Annotated in this window: 17 protein-coding genes; 9 read left to right on the plus strand and 8 right to left on the minus strand. The window is 73.1% G+C overall.

Going from position 1 to position 17,245, the window contains the following annotated elements:
* The first annotated feature begins 17 nt into the window (after window positions 1-17).
* The 6 genes from ABTY20_RS14450 to ABTY20_RS14475 all read left to right on the plus strand — a co-directional run bounded on the left by ABTY20_RS14450 (window position 18) and on the right by ABTY20_RS14475 (window position 4,462).
* On the plus strand, window positions 18-983 hold the full coding sequence (locus ABTY20_RS14450) for an ATP-binding cassette domain-containing protein (protein WP_351997320.1): 966 nt from the start codon (window positions 18-20) through the stop codon (window positions 981-983).
* The gene (locus tag ABTY20_RS14455; RefSeq protein WP_351997321.1) at window positions 980-1,801 is read left to right on the plus strand and encodes an ABC transporter permease; all 822 of its coding nucleotides are present in this window, start codon (window positions 980-982) and stop codon (window positions 1,799-1,801) included. The genes ABTY20_RS14450 and ABTY20_RS14455 overlap by 4 nt, the downstream gene beginning before the upstream one ends.
* Window positions 1,802-1,981: 180 nt before the next feature.
* Window positions 1,982-2,392 carry a hypothetical protein gene (locus ABTY20_RS14460; RefSeq protein WP_351997322.1) on the plus strand — a complete coding sequence of 137 codons (411 nt, stop codon included), beginning with the start codon at window positions 1,982-1,984 and terminating at the stop codon, window positions 2,390-2,392.
* A gap of 659 nt (window positions 2,393-3,051) precedes the next feature.
* Window positions 3,052-3,702: a ricin-type beta-trefoil lectin domain protein gene (locus ABTY20_RS14465; RefSeq protein WP_351997323.1), complete on the plus strand. Its 651-nt coding sequence runs from the start codon at window positions 3,052-3,054 to the stop codon at window positions 3,700-3,702.
* A gap of 206 nt (window positions 3,703-3,908) precedes the next feature.
* On the plus strand, window positions 3,909-4,175 hold the full coding sequence (locus tag ABTY20_RS14470) for a hypothetical protein (protein WP_351997324.1): 267 nt from the start codon (window positions 3,909-3,911) through the stop codon (window positions 4,173-4,175).
* 8 nt (window positions 4,176-4,183) lie between these two features.
* Window positions 4,184-4,462, plus strand: coding sequence for a hypothetical protein (locus tag ABTY20_RS14475; protein ID WP_351997325.1), 279 nt, complete (start codon window positions 4,184-4,186; stop codon window positions 4,460-4,462).
* Window positions 4,463-4,496: 34 nt separating this feature from the next.
* On the opposite strand, the gene serC is transcribed toward ABTY20_RS14475, so the two are convergent.
* From serC to ABTY20_RS14510, 7 genes are all read right to left on the minus strand, one after another.
* Entirely contained in the window at window positions 4,497-5,615 is a 1,119-nt protein-coding gene (gene serC, locus ABTY20_RS14480; RefSeq protein WP_351997327.1) for a phosphoserine transaminase, read from the minus strand.
* Window positions 5,616-5,716: 101 nt separating this feature from the next.
* On the minus strand, window positions 5,717-6,967 hold the full coding sequence (locus tag ABTY20_RS14485; RefSeq protein WP_351997328.1) for a cytochrome P450 family protein: 1,251 nt from the start codon (window positions 6,965-6,967) through the stop codon (window positions 5,717-5,719).
* Window positions 6,964-8,199, minus strand: coding sequence for a cytochrome P450 (locus tag ABTY20_RS14490; RefSeq protein ID WP_351997329.1), 1,236 nt, complete (start codon window positions 8,197-8,199; stop codon window positions 6,964-6,966). Before ABTY20_RS14490 ends, ABTY20_RS14485 begins: the two co-directional genes overlap by 4 nt.
* On the minus strand, window positions 8,196-8,813 hold the full coding sequence (locus ABTY20_RS14495; protein WP_351997330.1) for a GTP-binding protein: 618 nt from the start codon (window positions 8,811-8,813) through the stop codon (window positions 8,196-8,198). The genes ABTY20_RS14490 and ABTY20_RS14495 overlap by 4 nt, the downstream gene beginning before the upstream one ends.
* Window positions 8,794-9,141 carry a DUF742 domain-containing protein gene (locus tag ABTY20_RS14500; protein ID WP_217130489.1) on the minus strand — a complete coding sequence of 116 codons (348 nt, stop codon included), beginning with the start codon at window positions 9,139-9,141 and terminating at the stop codon, window positions 8,794-8,796. Before ABTY20_RS14500 ends, ABTY20_RS14495 begins: the two co-directional genes overlap by 20 nt.
* A complete protein-coding gene (locus ABTY20_RS14505) occupies window positions 9,138-9,545 on the minus strand; it encodes a roadblock/LC7 domain-containing protein (protein ID WP_351997331.1) in 408 nt (135 codons plus the stop codon). The genes ABTY20_RS14500 and ABTY20_RS14505 overlap by 4 nt, the downstream gene beginning before the upstream one ends.
* Window positions 9,542-11,602: an ATP-binding protein gene (locus ABTY20_RS14510; RefSeq protein ID WP_351997332.1), complete on the minus strand. Its 2,061-nt coding sequence runs from the start codon at window positions 11,600-11,602 to the stop codon at window positions 9,542-9,544. The genes ABTY20_RS14505 and ABTY20_RS14510 overlap by 4 nt, the downstream gene beginning before the upstream one ends.
* Before the next feature lie 308 nt (window positions 11,603-11,910).
* On the opposite strand from ABTY20_RS14510, the gene ABTY20_RS14515 reads away from it, so the two are divergent.
* The gene (locus tag ABTY20_RS14515; protein WP_351997333.1) at window positions 11,911-14,778 is read left to right on the plus strand and encodes an FAD-binding and (Fe-S)-binding domain-containing protein; all 2,868 of its coding nucleotides are present in this window, start codon (window positions 11,911-11,913) and stop codon (window positions 14,776-14,778) included.
* Between the two features lie 9 nt (window positions 14,779-14,787).
* Here ABTY20_RS14515 and ABTY20_RS14520 read toward each other — a convergent pair whose 3' ends face one another.
* On the minus strand, window positions 14,788-15,240 hold the full coding sequence (locus ABTY20_RS14520) for an NUDIX hydrolase (RefSeq protein WP_351997334.1): 453 nt from the start codon (window positions 15,238-15,240) through the stop codon (window positions 14,788-14,790).
* Window positions 15,241-15,464: 224 nt separating this feature from the next.
* Between ABTY20_RS14520 and ABTY20_RS14525 the strand changes: the two genes are divergently transcribed.
* Window positions 15,465-16,421: an EamA family transporter gene (locus ABTY20_RS14525; protein WP_351997335.1), complete on the plus strand. Its 957-nt coding sequence runs from the start codon at window positions 15,465-15,467 to the stop codon at window positions 16,419-16,421.
* Between the two features lie 112 nt (window positions 16,422-16,533).
* The gene (locus ABTY20_RS14530) at window positions 16,534-16,896 is read left to right on the plus strand and encodes a DUF6247 family protein (RefSeq protein WP_351997336.1); all 363 of its coding nucleotides are present in this window, start codon (window positions 16,534-16,536) and stop codon (window positions 16,894-16,896) included.
* The last annotated feature ends 349 nt before the right edge of the window (window positions 16,897-17,245 follow it).

Genomic DNA, 17,245 nt, shown 5'->3' on the forward strand with positions numbered 1-17,245 from the left:
TTCTGGAAGGGGGACCCATGGAGGACGACGGGTACGCGGTGCGGGCCGAGGGGCTGGAGAAGCGGTACGGCGAGAAGCGCGCTCTGGACGGCTTCGACCTCGCCGTGCGGCCGGGCACGGTGCACGGACTGCTGGGACCGAACGGCGCGGGCAAGACCACCGCCGTACGGATCCTGTCGACGCTGATCCGGCTCGACGGGGGGCGGGCGTCCGTGGCCGGGCTGGACGTGGCGCGGCAGGCCCGCGAGGTGCGGGCGCGGATCGGGCTCACCGGGCAGTACGCGGCGGTGGACGAGGTGCTCACCGGGCGGCAGAACCTGGAGATGTTCGGCAGGCTGTTCCACCTCGGCGGGCGGCGTGCCAAGACGCGCGCGGCGGAGTTGCTGGAGCAGTTCGACCTCACCGACGCCGCCGACAAGGGCGTCGGCGACTACAGCGGCGGCATGCGGCGCCGGCTGGACCTGGCGGCGTCGATGATCCTCACGCCGGCCGTGCTGTTCCTGGACGAGCCGACGACGGGGCTCGATCCCCGCAGCCGGGGTGAAGTCTGGGACTCCGTACGCGCGCTGGTGGCGAGCGGCACGACCGTGCTGCTGACCACCCAGTACCTGGAGGAGGCCGACCGGCTGGCCTCCCGGATCACCGTCATCGACCGGGGGCGGGCCATCGCCGACGACACCCCGGACGGGCTGAAGAACCGCGTCGGCGGCGACCGCGTCGAGGTCGTGGTGGCCGAACGGTCCGACATCCCGCGCGTGGTGAAGGTGGTCGCGCGGGTCTCCGACGGCGAACCCGAGGTGGATGAGGCCGAGTCGCGGGTGCACGCGCCCGTGACCGACCGGGTGGCCGCGCTGACGGACGTGGCGCGCACCCTCCAGGACGAGGGCGTGCGGGTCGAGGACATCGGGCTGCGCAGGCCCAGCCTCGACGACGTGTTCCTGCGCCTGACCGGACATCGCACGGAGAAGGAGGCGGCGGCATGAGCGCGCTCGACCTGACCGGACCGGCCGGCCGTGGCCGGGTGTACTGGGCGCTCGCGGACTGCTGGAACGTCGTCCGCCGGGGCCTGACCCACTACCAGCGCCAGCCGGTCAACATCGCCTGGCAGCTGGGCTTTCCGATCCTCTCCGTGCTGCTGTACGGCTATGTCTTCGGCAGCGCGATGCGGGTGCCGGGCGGCGGGGACTACAAGGACTTCCTGATGCCGGGCATGTTCGTGATGACCATGGCCTTCGGCTTCATCAACACCGCGACCGTCGTGGTCCACGACTCCACCAAGGGCGTCATCGACCGCTTCCGCTCGATGCCGATGGCGTCGTCGGCGGTGGTGGCCGGGCGTGGGGTGACCGATCTGATCGTCGCCTGCGCCGAGCTGGCCATCCTGATGCTGACCGCGCTGGTCATGGGCTGGCGCCCGGACGGCGGCTGGGAGTTCGTCGCCGCGTTCGGACTGCTGCTGTGGCTGCGGTTCGCGCTGATCTGGCTGGGCGTCTGGCTGGGACTCCTCGTCCCCGACCCGGAGGCGGCGGGCGGCCTCTTCGCGGTGGCCTTCCCCCTGACGATGATCTCCAGCATCTTCGTCGCCCCGCAGCTCATGCCCGACTGGCTGGGCTGGGTGGCCGCCTGGAACCCGATCTCCTCCACGGCCGCGGCGACCCGCGAACTGTTCGGCACGCCGGTGGGCGGCGGCGACTCGTGGGTGGAGCAGCACGCGCTGTTGATGGCGGGCGTGTGGCCGGTGATCCTGACGGCGGTCTTCCTGCCGCTCGCGGTGCGCAGGTTCCAGCGGCTCAGCCGGTGAGCCTCGGATTCTCGGAGGCGCCTCGGACATGAGGAATGCCCTCCTGCTTCCCGGCGTCCGAGAAGCAGGAGGGTGGACCCGGCGAGGATGTCGCGGCCGGCCTCGCTCTCGTGGATCTCGTCGACGCCGCCGATACGAAGAGACGCGGTCGTCCCACTCCACCGGAGCCACCCACTTCTGGTGGGGCCCGACCTCCAGCAGGTCACCGCGGTGATCGAGGTCCGACCGGACCGGGATGCGGTGGTCGGAGTCATTGACGATCGAGGAGATCCTGTCGTTCTTGTCGCCGAGGTTCGCCACTCGGACCGGGTTGTTTTCGAGCAGCCCCGTGAAGTCCGCACCGTTGTGGACACACACCGGGGCGCGGCCAGGGAGGAGGGCGTCGCCGACGGGGCCGCCGAAGGTGACGAGGGTGCCGAGTGCCGCTCCGGTACGACGATTCTTCAGCATGGGCCTTTGCTTTTCCCGGATGCACTGCGACATGAAGAGATGCTCGAGGTTCCGAATCCGGACCGCGCGCAGACCGGCGGTCGGGCTTCTGCTCCCTCTCCGCGGATTCCTCCGGAGAACCGGCCGGCGGACATCGGCTGATCGGCCCATGTCGCCGGCCTGCCTGCCTTGACGGGGAACGTCATGAACAGCTGCCGCGTGCCGGGTCGAAGGCGCCTTCCGGGGATGAACGGCGTTTCCCGGCACGCTGGTTCACCGTGCAACTCCGCCGCTTCCTTCGTCGGACACGGACAGGACTCCATCATCAGTACGCTTGAATTGACAACGATAATCAGGAAATGATCTGTTGGATGTCCGCGGAGTACACGAGAAGCGCAGTCGGCCCGGAACGGGCCTGAGCCCCACCGCGACCGCATCGTTCGCCCTCTCCCGGAATACGGAATTCCGGACGCACTCGACCCCTGCACGAGGAGTACGGCAGAATGCCGGAGCTGCCCAAACGGAGCATAGGTCAGGACCGACGTGTGGACTTACCACCGGACAGGCCTTCCGGTGTCAACGACGCGGCGAAGCTGGCGGCAGCCCGTGCCGCTCTCGCCCGTGCGGCTACGGCTCATCGAGCCGAAACCGAGGACGGCCAGGCAACCGCACGACCGGAGCCGCCCGTCCGTATCGCCGGCCGTGACGAATCCGCCACTGGCCCGGCGGCGCCGGACGACAGCACTCGGTCCGGTCCACGCCGCCCACCCGCGAAGTGGATCGCTGTCGCCTCCGTGGCCGTCGCGGTGATAACCGCCGGAGTGGCCGTCACGATCAGCGGGTTTCAGGGGGAGGGCGATCGGCAGCCCGACGTCGCGGGCGAGCTGTACCAGTCCGATGCGGCCGAACCTGGAATCCCTGATGCGAAGCGGTCCTTGAGCGCTTCAGCGAGCGCGACCGCGGTGTCTCGGCCTCCTTCCACCGGCTCCCCCACGCCCTCCGGCCAGGAAACGGAACCGGGCACGGACAAGGCGACGGAGAACGGCGCGGAGCCCACCGTGAGCAAGGCGCCGGACAAGGACGGAACCGGCCAGGCAGGCGGCTCGGCTCCCGACCCCGGGAGGGCGCTCGCGGTCGAAGCCTCCGGCAACTGCCTGACAGGCGCCGGTCCGGGGTCCGAACTCGTGGTCGCAGCCTGCACCGGCGCAGCCTCCCAGTCGTGGAGCATCGGGTCCGGCACGGCACTCCAGCAGGGTGACCTCTGCGCGACCGTCACTGGCACCGCGGACCGCACACCGGTGGTCCTCGGACCGTGTGACCAGTCGGCAGCTCAGCGGTTCAGCCTGTCAGGGAAATCGTTACTGTCCGCGTCGAGCGGTAAATGCCTGGACCTCTTCGGAGGGGCGTCCGGCACCCAGGTGGTGCTCTGGGAATGCAACGGCCGTGACAACCAGCGGTGGAGCAGTACCTGACCACTGCGCACGGAGGGCCGACCGCCGGCCCGCGGACCGGCGGTCGGCGGGCCCCCGGGCGCCCCTCGTCATCCGGTGTCGACCACCAGGGCGGCTGGGTTCGCACTTGCCCAACCCCACCTCGATGTCTGACGGTCTGGCATAAGCCGCTGACATGTTCACCCGTACGACTGAGTCCGCCTCGAGAACCCGGACGCGATGCGCCCGTGCGATCCGGAATTCTCCCCGTGATCACCGAGGCGGACGAGGCGGCCCGGGACCTCGGAGTCGCCGTCTTCTCCGCGCTCGCCTACGCCAAGGACCCCGGGCTGACGGTGATACTGGACGCGCTGGCGTCAGGAGTGGCGGACAACGCCGACAGGTCCGGGTCCCAGGGCATCATCGAGTCGGACGAGGGCGGCGACATGGACGGCGTGGACTGGGCGGAGATCGTCGAAGTCGGCCTGGGCGAGGGCCCGGGCCGTGAGTACTGAGGCATCTGATGGCCACTTACACCCCGAACTTCCCGGGCAGCAAAACGATCGTCGAGGAGTCCTGGCTCGAAGACAAGGAGGAGGGCAAGGCCGAGGCCGTCCTGCGCGTCCTCGATGTGCGGGGTGTCGAGGTCTCCGACTCCGTCCGGGAGCGGATCACCGGCTGCACCGATCTCGACGTGCTGGGGACCTGGCTCGACCGCTCCCTGAGTGCGGAGCGTGCCGAGGAGCTGTTCGTCGAGGAGCAGGGCGTACGGATGCGTGAGGGGGCGTCCGGCGGAGGATGATCCGCCGGGCGCCCCCTCGTTCGCGTACGACCGGCTACAGCTGCTCGATGACGTAGTCCACGCACTTCGTCAGGGCCTCGACGTCCGCCGGGTCGATCGCCGGGAACATCGCGACGCGGAGCTGGTTGCGGCCCAGCTTGCGGTAGGGCTCGGTGTCGACGACGCCGTTGGCGCGCAGCACCTTGGCGACGGCGGCGGCGTCGACCTCCTCGGTGAAGTCGATCGTGCCGATCACCTGGGAGCGCTTGGCCGGGTCGGTGACGAACGGCGTGGCGTACTTGGACTCGTCCGCCCAGGTGTACAGGCGGGTCGAGGAGTCCTTGGTGCGGGCCGTGGACCAGTCGAGGCCGCCCTGGCCGTTGAGCCACTCCAGCTGCTCGTTGAGCAGGAACAGGGTGGCCAGCGCCGGGGTGTTGTACGTCTGGTCCTTGCGGGAGTTGTCGATCGCCGTGGGGAGGGAGAAGAACTCCGGGACGTGCCGGCCGGAGGCGTGGATCCGCTCGGCGCGCTCGATCGCGGCCGGGGAGAACACGCCGATCCACAGGCCGCCGTCGGAGGCGAAGGACTTCTGCGGGGCGAAGTAGTAGACGTCCGTCTCGGCGATGTCGACCGGGAGGCCGCCCGCGCCGGAGGTGGCGTCCACCAGGACCAGGGCGCCCTCGTCGGCGCCGGCCACCCGCTCGATCGGCATGGCGACGCCGGTGGAGGTCTCGTTGTGGGTGAAGGCGTAGACGTCCACGCCGGCCTCGGCGACCGCCTCGGGGTGCGTGCCCGGGTCGGCGGAGACGACGGACGGGTCGGCCAGCCAGGGGGCGAGCTTGGCGGCCTTGGCGAACTTGGAGCTGAACTCGCCGAAGGTGAGGTGCTGCGACTTGTTCTCGATCAGGCCGTGGGTCGCGATGTCCCAGAACGCGGTGGAGCCGCCGTTGCCGAGGATCACCTCGTAGCCGTCGGGGAGCCGGAACAGCTCGCGGACGCCCTCGCGCACCTTGCCGACCAGGTTCTTCACCGGGGCCTGGCGGTGGGAGGTGCCGAGCAGGGACGTGCCGGTCGCGGCCAGGGCGTCCAGCGCCTCCGTCCGCACCTTGGAGGGACCCGCACCGAAACGACCGTCGGCGGGCTTGATGTCAGCAGGAATCCGGATCTCAGCCACGACCGGAGCCTAGCGGCTGCGGGAAACCCCGGCGAAACCTCGTCCGTCCGCTGAGACGGGCGGTGGACGGGCCCTCCCGGTCCGTCCACCGCCCGTGTCGCTCATCCGCCCAGCTTCACCGGGAGCTCGAACAGGTCGTTCTGGGTGACCACCGGCTTGTTGCGCAGCTCGCTCGCCGGGACCGCCAGGTCCAGCTCCGGGAAGCGGGCGTACAGGGCCGGGAGGGCCACGCCGGCCTCCAGGCGGGACAGCGCGGCGCCGGGGCACACGTGCGGGCCGTGACCGAAGGAGATGTGCCGGTTGGCGCTCTCCCGGGTGATGTCGAAGACGCCGGCCGTCGGCCCGTGCGCCCGCTCGTCGCGGCCGATCGCGGCGTACGACACGATCAGCGCGTCACCGGCCGGCAGGACCTTGTCGCCCACCGGTACGTCCTCGGTCGCGAACCGGATCAGCACGTGGGACGTCGGCGTGGCGTACCGCAGGGTCTCCTCCACCACCGCCGACCAGTCCGCCTTGCCGGACAGCACCAGCTCCCGCTGCTCGGGGTGGAGGGACAGGTTGACCACCGCGTTGACGATGAGGGAGATCGTCGTCTCGTGGCCGGCCGCCACCATCAGCTGGAGGGTGGCGACGATCTCCTCGTCGGTGAGGCGGTCGCCGTCCTCCGACGCCTGGATCAGCGCGGAGGTCAGGTCGTCGCCCGGGTGCTCGCGCTTGTGCGCCACCGTCTCGGCCATGATCCCGGCCAGCTCGGTCAGCGTCGCGATGACCTCGTCCGGCGGGGTCTGCGTGGAGAAGAACTTCTCGAAGAGTTCCTTCAGCCGCGGCAGCCGCTCCTCCGCCAGCCCCATCAGGTCGGCGATGACGTACATCGGCAGCGGGTAGGCGAACGTCGCCTTCAGGTCGACCGTGTCGCCGGGCTGCGCGGCCACCTGGTCCAGCAGGCCCTCGGTCAGCTCGGTGATCCGCTCCCGCATCCGCTCCACCCGGCGCGGGGTGAGCGCCTGCGCGACCAGGGTGCGCAGCCGGCGGTGGTCGGCGCCGTCCACGGTGAGCATGGAGCGGGGCGGGTTGGCCAGCCCGATCAGCGGCCAGTCGGGGGCGATCTCGCCGCGCTGCCAGGCGGTCCAGACGTTGATGTCCTTCACCAGGCGCGGGTCGGTGAGCAGCTTCTTCGCCTCGGCGTGGTGGGTGACCGCCCACACCGGCACGTCGCCCGGCAGCGTCACGGCGGCCAGCGGTCCGGCCGCCCGCAGCGCGGCGCTCTCCCCGTCCAGGTCGGAGACGAAGGGGTCGAGCGGGATGCGGGTCTGTTCGGTGTCGGTCGTCAGGGTGTCCGTGCCAGCCGTCATGCGGGCGTGCCTCCAAGGGCGGGAGTGGGTGTGAACGTGACCGGGAGTTCGGACAGCCCGCGCAGCCACGGCGACGGGCGGCGGGTCAGCTTCGTGGCCGGCACCGCGAGGTCGATGTCCGGCAGCCGGTCCAGCACGACCTCGATGCCGGTCCGGGCGATCACCTCGGCGATCTCCTGCGCCGGGAACGGGCAGCGGTGTTCCCCGTGGCCGAAGGAGAAGTGGGCGCTGTTGCCGCCGGTCAGCGCCGAGCCGTCGGTGCGCACCTGCGGGTCGGAGTTGGCGCCCTGCAGGCCGAGCAGCACCATGTCGCCGGCGCGGATCCGCCGGCCGCCGAGCTGGGTGTCGCGGGACGCCCAGCGGGCGGCGACGTTCTGGGTCGGCGTGTCCTCCCACAGCACCTCGTTCATCGCCTCGGCGATGCTGTTGCGGCCCCCGAAGAGGGAGGCGGCGAACCGGGTGTCGGTGAGCATCAGGTGCAGCGAGTTGCCGATCCAGTCGGCGGTCGGCTGGTGCCCGGCCGCCAGCATCACCATCAGGTCCTGGACGATCTCCTCCTCGGTGAAGCCCGAGGGGTCGGCGAGCATCCGGGAGGCGACGTCCTCGGCGGGCGCGTCCTTCCGGGCGGCCACCAGTCCCGTCATCGACGTGAACAGGTGGGTCTGGCCCGCCAGCGCCCGCTCCCGCCCGTCGATCATGTCGTTGAGGGCGGTGACCAGGGCCGGGCCCTCCTCGTCGGAGAAGCCGTAGAGCCGGGCCAGCACCCGCACCGGCAGCAGCATCGCGAACTCGCCGATCAGGTCGGCGGTCCCCCTGGGGGAGAGGCCGTCGATCAGTTCGTCGGCGAACTTCTCGGCGTAGCCGCGCAGTTCGAACGGGTCGACCGCCTCCAGCGCGTTCACCAGCATCCCGGCCCGCTCACGGTGCCGTTCGCCGACGGTGTACAGGATCGACGGCTGCCTGCGGCCGATCATCGGCAGCAGCGGCCAGTCGTCGGGGATGTTCTCCCACTGGTTCCACAGCTCGGAGTCGCGGCTGAACAGCACCGGGTCGCCGGTGACCTGGTGCAGCTCGCGGTAGCCGAGCACCAGCCACGCCGGGGCGTCGCCGTCCAGCACCACCGGGACGACGCTGCCGTGCTCGCGGCGCATCTCCCGGTACACGCGGGCCGGGTCGTCCTGGAGCAGGGCCCCCTGGAAGCGGACGGCATCGGGTACGGAGGCGGGACTCACACCAGCTCCTGACGGGGGGCTCGGGCCGGGTCGGCGTACAGGGCCTGGACGTGTTCCACCAGCGTGATCAGCACGATCTTGCTGGACTCCCGGGACCGCGCGTCGCAGTTCACCAGCGGGACGTGCGGGTCGAGGTCCAGGGCCTCGCGGATCTGCTGCGGGGTGAAGGTGGGCCCGCCGAAGTCGTTGCAGGCCACGATGAACGGCGTGCCGTGCTTCTCCAGCCGGTCGATGGCGTACCAGGAGTCGTCGATGCGCCGGGTGTCGACCAGCACGACCGCGCCGAGCGTGCCGGAGAACAGCCGGTCCCACAGGAACCAGAAGCGTTCCTGGCCGGGCGCGCCGAACAGGTACAGCACGTTGCGCGCGTCGAGGGTGATGCGGCCGAAGTCGAAGGCGACGGTGGTCGCGGTCTTGCCGCGCACCCCGCTGGTGTCGTCGACGGCCTCTCCGGCCTGGGTCATCGTCTCCTCGGTGTTGAGGGGACGGATCTCGCTGACCGAGCGGACCATCGTGGTCTTGCCGGCGCCGAAGCCGCCCACGACCACGATCTTCAGGCCGTTGTCGGCCGACGCGCCCAGCGGCGTGCGCGTCTCAGAGGTTGCGGAGTCCAACGAGCACCTGCTCCAGGATGTCGGGGTCGGGTACGGCGGCCTTGCGGGGGTGACGGGCACTGACCCGGCCCGCCGCCTGCAGGTCGGAGAGCAGGATCCGGGTGATGCTCACGGGCAGCTTCAGCTCGGCCGCGATCTCCACGACCGCCGTGGGGCGTTCGGTCAGCCGCAGGATCGCCGCGTGCTCGGACTGCATGCCGGGCACCGGATCGCACTCGGCGACGACCAGGGTCACCAGGTCGAAGGGGTTGTCGGGGCCGGACCGGCTGCGCCCCCCGGTGAGGGTGTAGAGCCGGTCCGGGGCGTCGTCCCTGCCGGGCCTGCTCATGAGGTGCGCGGACGGGCGGTCAGGTGCTCGCCGAGCTGCTCGACGAGCTCGCTCATGTTGTGCCCGACGAGCCCGGCGTCCGCGTCCTCGGCGGTGACCACGGCCAGGTGCGCGCCCTCGCCCGCCTCCACGATGAACAGCACGCCGCCGTAGAACTCGGTCATCGCCGAGCGCACGCCGCCGCTGCCGTCGCCGAACTCGACGGAGGCGCCGTGCGACAGCGACTGGATGCCGGCGGCGATCGCGGCGAGCTGGTCGGCCTGGTCGGCGGAGAGCTCCGGGGTGCGGCACAGTTTCAGGCCGTCGCGGGAGAGCACGAGCGCGTGCCGCGCGCCCGGCGTTCGCTCCAGCAGGCCCTCGAGCAGCCAGGTGAGCTTCTCGTCGGCGGTCGTCGTGCCGGTCATGAGGTGGTGTCGCCTTCCGGGGTCGCGGGGGTGGGCTGTGCGTCGGGGGTCGGGTCGGGGGTGGTGCCGCCGGGGCCGGGGGCGTCCGTGGCGGTGCCGGTGTCCGGGTCGGCCGTGTCGTCCGGGGTGGGGGGACGGACGGCCTGGCGGAAGCTGCTGAAGCGGGCGGTGCGCGCCTTGGTCTCCTCGGCCGTGGGGGCGGGCCGGGGGGTGGTGTCGCGGCCGCCCGGGCGGATGCGCTCGGCCTCGGCGAGGGTGCGGCCCCGGCGCCGGCGGGGCAGCACGAGCGGCGGTGCGTCGGAGTCCCGGTCCGGGGACTCGTGGGTCGGCACCGGGTCGGGGTCGAGGTCGGTGCCGGCGAGGGCGGCCGCGTAGGAAAGGGCGGGGCGGGTGTCCCCGGAGGACGCCGGCCGGTCCGCCGGGGCGGTGCCGCCGCCGTCCGGGCCGGCGCCGTCGTCCGCGGTGACGTGGCCGGCCTCCGGCTCCGGCCGGCCGGGGGCGGCCTCCGCGCGGTCGCCGCGGCGCTGGGGGAGGCCGCCGGCCGCCTCGTCCGCCGGGGGCTTCGGGGACCCGGGGCCGAGCGCCCCGGTGGGGGCGGCGGGGGCCGGGGGGACGGACGGAGCGGTGGCGCGGGGCGCCGACGCGGGGACGGCTCCCGCCGCCGGGGCCGCGGGCGCCGCGTCCGGCGGTACGAGGATGTCCTGCGGGACGAGGACCAGGACGCCCGTGCCGCCGCGGGCCGAGGGACGGTAGGAGACCCGGAGCCCGTACCGCCGGGCCAGCCGGCCGACCACGGCGAGGCCGAGCCGGGTGCCGGTGAGGCCGCCGAGCCCGGCGGACTCGCCGGAGACCGCGCGCTCGGCGCGCCGCAGCTGCGCCTCGCCCATCACGAGGCCGCTGTCCTCGACGGACACGATGACCCCGGCCGGGACCTCCTCGACGTAGACGTGCACCTCGGCGGTGGGCGGGGAGAAGTTCGCGGCGTTGTCGAGGAGTTCGGCGAGCGCGTGCATCACGCCCTCGGCGGCGTGGCCCGCGACCGCGGTGTCGCTGGCGGAGTGGACGCGGACCCGCTGGTAGCCGCTGATCCGGCCCATGGCGCCGCGCAGGATCGACTCCATGGAGATGGGCCGGGCCCAGCGGCGGCCGGAGCGGGCGCCGGTGAGGACGGCGACGGAGTCGGCGAGCCGGCCCGCCTGCGCGGTACGGTGGTCGAGGTGGAGCAGGTCGGCGAGGACCTCCTCGTCGTGGTGCTTCTCCTCCATCGCGCGCAGGTCGGCGAGCATGCCGGTGGCCAGGGCCTGCATGCGGCCGGCCGCGTTGGCGGTCGCGGACAGCGCGGCGGCCCGGGCGCCGTCGGCCTCGCGCAGCCGGGCGGCCAGCCGCGCGTTCTCCGCGGCGAGCCGGTCCCGGTCCGCCTCGAGCCGGTCCCGCTCCCCGGCCAGCCGGTCGCGCTCCTCCGCGTGGTCACGGGCCGCCCGGGCGCTGTGGGCGTCGTGTTCCTCGGTGATGAGGCGCAGTTTCCCGGCGTGTTCCTCGGCGAGCCGCTGCAGTGCGGCGGTGTGGTCGTCCATGAGCCGGGCCCGCTCGTCGGCGTGCTCCCGCGTCAGGCGGGCGGTGTCGGCGGCGTGCTGCTCGGCGAGGCGGTCGCGTTCGGCGGCCAGGGCCTCGACGAGGTGCGCGCGCTCCTGGTCCAGCTCGGCGGAGAGCCGGGCGCGCTCGCGGGTCAGTTCACCGGTCAGCCGCTCGTGCCGGCGGCGGGACTCCTCCGCCGTCCGGGCGCGCTCCTGGAGCAGCCGGCCGACGTCCTGGGTGACGGCGTCCAGCCGGGTCCGGGTGGCCCGCGCCGACAGGACGGCGTACGTGGCCACCGCGGCGGCCGCGCACAGCAGCACGGCGGCGACCGCTCCGACCGTCGTGACGGCGCCGACCGCGGAGTCCGGCACCAGGAGGGCGGCGGCGACGACCGCGACCGCGGCGAGTGCCGCGGTGAGCAGCGGGACGGGCAGCAGACTGCGGGGGGTGGGGCGGTCGCCGGGGAGCAGGGGGGAGGTCATCAATCAGGGTCCTCGGTCGGTCCTCGGTCGGTCCTCGGTCGGTCCGCGGGCGTACACCGTCGTGTCTGCGCGGCCCTCGGGCGGTTTCACAGGAGTGCCGGACCCGGTTTCGGGGTCGCTTTTGAGCGAGTCCGACAACTACGCACAACTCGCGGTCACTATATGAGAGTTCGTGTTCGACTTGGGAAGATCCGACTTCCGTTTTAGTCAATCACCTCGTCCCGGACGCCTGTCGGCGCCTTCCGCGGTGCCACGGGGCAGGGGGCGCCGCCGCCCGCGCCCGGACGCGGCGGAGGCATCCTGAGGGCATGACGGATCACCGGGACCTGCTGGCCGGGCTGCGGGCGGCCGTGCGCGGCGAGGTCGACTTCACCGCGACCGCACGGGCGCTGACCACGATGGACGCCTCCAACTACCGCCGGGTGCCGCTCGGCGTGGTGGCCCCCCGGGACGCCGACGACGTGGCGGCGGCGCTGTCGGTGTGCCGGACGCACGGCGTCCCCGTGGTCCCGCGCGGCGGCGGCACGTCGATCGCGGGGCAGGCGACCGGCACGGGCGTGGTGCTCGACTTCACCCGTCACATGAACCGCCTGCTCTCCCTCGACCCGGAGGCCCGCACCGCCGTGGTCCAGCCGGGACTCGTCCTCGACCGCCTCCAGGAGGCCGCCGCCCCGCACGGCCTGCGCTTCGGCCCGGACCCCTCCACCCACAGCCGCTGCACCCTCGGCGGCATGATCGGCAACAACTCCTGCGGCTCCCACTCGGTGGCCTGGGGCACGACGGCCGACAACGTGCGCGGGCTCACGGTCGTCACCCCGCGCGGCGAGCGGCTGCGCCCCGGCCGGGACTGGTCCGGCGCCCCGGCGGGGCTGCGGGACCTGGTGGACGGCGAACTGGCCCGTCTGCGCACGGGCTTCCCCGACCTCCCGCGCCGCATCTCCGGCTACGCGGTGGACGCCCTGCTGCCCGAGAGGGGCGCGGACGTCGCCCGCAGCCTCTGCGGTTCGGAGGGCACCCTGGGCGTGCTCACGGAGGCGGTCGTGGACCTCGTACGGGCACCGCGCGCGCGGGCGCTCGCCGTGCTGGCGTACGCGGACGAGAGCGGGGCGGCCCAGGCGGCGGCGGGGCTGCTGCCGTTCGGCCCGCTGACCGTGGAGGGCATGGCGGCCGATCTGGTGCCGTCCGGGGCGGACCTCCCGCGCGGGGGCGCCTGGCTGTTCGTGGAGACCGGCGGGGACACGACGGCCGAGGCGCGCGCGGGCGCGGAGCGCGTCGTCCGCGCGGCCGACGTCCTGGACGCCCTGGTGATCACCGACCCGGCCCGGCAGCGCGCGCTGTGGCGCGTCCGGGAGGACGCCGGTGGTACGGCGACCCGGATGCCGGACGGTGCGGAGGCCTGGCCCGGCTGGGAGGACTGCGCGGTGCCGCCCGCCCGGCTCGGCGCGTACCTGCGCGACTTCCGGGCCCTCATGGCGGACCACGGGCTGCGCGGCACGCCGTACGGGCACTTCGGGGACGGCTGCATCCACGTCCGCATCGACTTCGACCTGCTGACCGCGCCGGGCGTCGCCCGCTTCCGGCGCTTCTCGGAGGAACTGGCCGACCTGGTCGTGGCGCACGGCGGCTCGCTCTCCGGCGAGCACGGGGACGGGCGGGCGCGGGCCGAGCTGCTGCCGCGCATGTACGGCGCGGAGACGGTGGCCCTCTTCGAGCGGGTGAAGGGCGTCTGGGACCCGGACGACCTGCTCAACCCGGGCGTGCTGGTCCGTCCGGCACCCCTGGACGCCGACCTCCGCTTCTCCGTCCTGCCGCGCGAACCGGTCGACGTCGCCTTCGGCTACCCCGCCGACGGCGGCGACTTCTCGGCGGCGGTGCGCCGCTGCGTGGGCGTCGCCACGTGCCGTACGACGTCCGTGTCCGGGCCGGCGGTGATGTGCCCGTCGTTCCGCGCGACGGGCGAGGAGGAGCACTCCACGCGCGGACGCGCGCGTCTGCTGCACGAGATGCTCGCGGGCGAGGTGGTGACCGGCGGCTGGCGCTCCACGGAGGTGCGGGACGCCCTCGACCTGTGCCTGTCCTGCAAGGGCTGCCGCTCGGACTGCCCGGTCGGGGTCGACATGGCCACGTACAAGGCGGAGTTCCTGCACCACCACTACGCGGGCCGCCGCCGTCCGGCCGCCCACTACGCGATGGGGTGGCTGCCGGTGTGGCTGGGCTGGGTGGCGCGGACGCGGGCCGCGGGGGCGGTGAACGCCCTGGCGTCGGTGGAGCCGCTCGCGAGCGCGGCGAAGCGGCTGGGCGGGATCGCGCGGGAGCGGGAGATCCCCCGGGTGGCGGGGGAGACGTTCACGCGGTGGTGGCGGAGGCGGGGAGGGCCCTCCGGTGAGGGGAAACCGGTGGTGCTCTGGCCGGACACCTTCACCGAGCACCTCTCCCCGTCGGTGGGCCGGGCGGCCGTACGGGTCCTGGAGGCGGCGGGCCTGCGGGTGGCGCTGCCGCCCACGCTGCGGCCGGGGAGCCGCCCGGTGGGCGACGCCCGCAGCCGCTCGGCCCTGTCTCTGCTGACGGCCCGCAGGGGCCGGGTCTGCTGCGGCCTCACCTACGTCTCCACGGGCCAGCTCGACCGCGCCCGCACGGTCCTGCGCCGCACCCTGGACCTCCTGGAACCGGTCCTGGCCACCGACGCCCCCCTGGTCGTCCTGGAACCGAGCTGCGCGGCGGCCCTGCGCACCGACGCCCCGGAGCTCCTCCACGACGACCCCCGCGCGGCCCGGCTCGCCGCACGCGTCCTGACCTTCGCGGAGACCCTGGAGCGGCACGCCCCGGACTGGACCCCGCCCTCCCTGAACCGGCCCGTCACCGGCCAGACCCACTGCCACCAGCACGCGGTCCTGGGCGAGGACCCGGACCGCCGGCTGCGCGCGGCGGCCGGCCTCACCGGCGAACTGGCGGGCGGCTGCTGCGGACTGGCCGGCGACTTCGGCTTCGGGAAGGGCCACTACGAGGTCTCGGTCGCCTGCGCCGAGGACCGGCTCCTCCCGTCCGTGCGCGAGGCTCCGGAGGGGGCGGTCGTCCTGGCCGACGGCTTCTCCTGCCGGACGCAGCTGGAACAACTGGCGGGCGTACGGGGACGGCACCTGGCGGAGGTGCTGGCGGCGGCGCTGGACCAGGGATGAGCCGCCGTCTCAGGGAGCCGTCTCGCCCCGGACCAAGGGGTGGCACACCGGCTGGACCCCCTCCGGGAGGTCGTCCGGGCGGCACCAGCGGGCCTCCAGGATCTCGAAGGGGTCCAGGCGCAGGTCGCCGCCGAGCAGGCGGGCCTCGTAGGCCACCTCCAGGCGGGTGCGCAGGCCGCTGTTCAGCATGACCAGGCGGCCCACCTCCACGTCGAGGCCGGTCTCCTCCCTGACCTCGCGCACCACCGTCGCCCGGAAGTCCTCGCCCCTGCGGGCGAAGCCGCTCGGCAGGCCCCACTGGCGGCCCGGCGGCCACATCCGGTGCCGGAGCAGCAGCACCCGCCCCTCGTCGTCGCGCACCACGCCGGTCACGCCCACCACGTACTTGGCGTGCAGCAGCCACATGATGCGGCTCTGCAGGGGGCGCAGGAGCCGCCAGAGACGGGCAAGGAGTCGGCGCACGGGACCTCGGACGGTGTGGGAGCGGACGCGGGTGATCACCAGTGGGAACGGTACCCGCCGGGTCCATGGGGTGAACGGAGTTGACCTGAGCGGTGCGGGGCCGCATTGTCAGGTATGTAAGTGCTTCACGGTGCTGACTCCGTTCAGTACTCTGGACTGAGGAGTTCACCAGGATGCACACTCGGTACAGGCAAGTGTCCGCTCCGACGTCCCTGGAAGGCCCCGTGACCACCCCCAGCGCAGCCACCCCGTCCACCACGGCAGGGACGGGGCAGCACGGCCGTGCGCCCGCCCCGGCCGGCACCCCGCGCGGCCGGGGTTCCCTCGGGCCGGTCGGGCTGGTCCTCGCCGGTGGGATCTCCGTGCAGTTCGGCGGGGCGCTGGCCGTGACGCTGATGCCGCGGGCCGGCGCGCTCGGGGTCGTGACGCTGCGGTTGCTGGTGGCGGCGCTCGTGCTGATGGTGCTGTGCCGGCCGAAGCTGCGCGGACACTCGCGCGCCGACTGGGGCACGGTGATCGTCTTCGGCGTCGCCATGGCGGCGATGAACGGGCTGTTCTACCAGTCCGTCGCCCGCATCCCGCTCGGTCCGGCGGTCACGCTGGAGGTCCTCGGCCCGCTGGCCCTGTCCGTCCTGGCCTCACGCCGCGCGGTCAACGTCGTCTGGGCCGCCCTCGCCCTCGCCGGCGTCTTCCTCCTGGGCGGCGGGGGCTTCAGCGGCCTCGACCCGCTGGGTGTGCTCTTCGCCCTGGGCGCCGGCGCCATGTGGGCGGCGTACATCGTCTTCAGCGCGCGTACGGGCCGCCGCTTCCCGCAGGCGGACGGGCTCGCCCTCGCCATGGCCGTGGCGGCGGTCCTCTTCCTGCCGCTGGGAGTCGTCGAGTCCGGTACGAAGCTCCTCGACCCGACGGTCCTCGGCCTGGGCGCGGCGGTCGCGGTGCTGTCCTCCGTCCTCCCGTACACCCTCGAACTCCTCGCCCTGCGCCGCCTGCCCGCCTCCACCTTCGCCGTCCTGATGAGCCTGGAACCGGCCCTCGCCGCGGCCGCCGGCTTCCTCGTCCTCGACCAGGCCCTCTCCACCGCCGAGGCCGCCGCCATCGCCCTGGTCATCGCGGCGAGCATGGGCGCGGTGCGGACGCAGGTGGGGCGGGGGAGGGTGAAGGGAGCGGAGACCGTCTCCTGACGATCGCCGGGCACGGCGAGCCGCGTCAGGACCAGAGTCGCTCCCGTCTCTCGAAACAACCGGCCTTGCCGCGTGACCGGCACGTCCCCGGAGGCACGAAGGGAACAGCGCCATGAGCGTGCAGCACAGTGAGACCGTCGGTGATCGCCCGTTGATCCCTCGCCCCGAGCGAACACCGGGTGCCCTGCGGGCCGCCTGCACGGTCGTCGCCCCCGGCCTTCTGGCGGCGTACGACCGGGCAAAGGACCAAGCGCTCGCGGAGGCCGTGGAGCACGGTTCGCTCAAGCCGGTACACGCTTACCTCAGCCACTGGGCCGCTCTGATCGAGATCGAGCGTCACCCGGCCATGGCTCAGGCCTACCACCGCGCCGAGTACCTCGCCCGGATCGCCACTACGGCGGACGAGGCACGCACACATCTGGCAACGGCGAGTTCCCTGTACCGCGACGCCGCCAAGGCGGTGCACGCGGAGTGACCTGGCGTCGGGAATACGTCCCCGACGAGGGGACCGTCGCGGACGGAGCTCCGCCGGATTTCCTCGCCGAGGTGAAGAAGGCGGCTGACGAACTGGTCGGAGCGGCGGAAGCGCTCCACCTCCACGGGCCCGCGTAGCAGGGAATGGACGAAGGGGCGAAGCACGCCTTCGTCTCCGGCGGATTTTTCGTTTACATGGCCACGCCACGTTCGGAGCTCGTCACCATCTGGCAGGTCACGCCCGATCCTCTCGCCTGACGGCTCGACGGGAGGGTCGGTCGGTATGCGGTCGGCCGGAAAATTCATGCAAGCATGCTTGCTTGTTTATGGCCCCGCTGCCATGCTCCACG

It is taken from the genome of Streptomyces sp. NPDC126497, assembly GCF_040302425.1.
GTDB lineage: Bacteria > Actinomycetota > Actinomycetes > Streptomycetales > Streptomycetaceae > Streptomyces.

Coding starts and splice junctions, on each gene's coding strand:
- ABTY20_RS14450 (WP_351997320.1), top strand. CDS start 18: ATGGAGGACGACGGGTACGCGGTGCGGGCCGAGGGGCTGGAGAAGCGG.
- ABTY20_RS14455 (WP_351997321.1), top strand. CDS start 980: ATGAGCGCGCTCGACCTGACCGGACCGGCCGGCCGTGGCCGGGTGTAC.
- ABTY20_RS14475 (WP_351997325.1), top strand. CDS start 4,184: ATGGCCACTTACACCCCGAACTTCCCGGGCAGCAAAACGATCGTCGAG.
- ABTY20_RS14485 (WP_351997328.1), bottom strand. CDS start 6,967: ATGACGGCTGGCACGGACACCCTGACGACCGACACCGAACAGACCCGC.
- ABTY20_RS14500 (WP_217130489.1), bottom strand. CDS start 9,141: ATGAGCAGGCCCGGCAGGGACGACGCCCCGGACCGGCTCTACACCCTC.
- ABTY20_RS14505 (WP_351997331.1), bottom strand. CDS start 9,545: ATGACCGGCACGACGACCGCCGACGAGAAGCTCACCTGGCTGCTCGAG.
- ABTY20_RS14510 (WP_351997332.1), bottom strand. CDS start 11,602: ATGACCTCCCCCCTGCTCCCCGGCGACCGCCCCACCCCCCGCAGTCTG.
- ABTY20_RS14515 (WP_351997333.1), top strand. CDS start 11,911: ATGACGGATCACCGGGACCTGCTGGCCGGGCTGCGGGCGGCCGTGCGC.
- ABTY20_RS14530 (WP_351997336.1), top strand. CDS start 16,534: ATGAGCGTGCAGCACAGTGAGACCGTCGGTGATCGCCCGTTGATCCCT.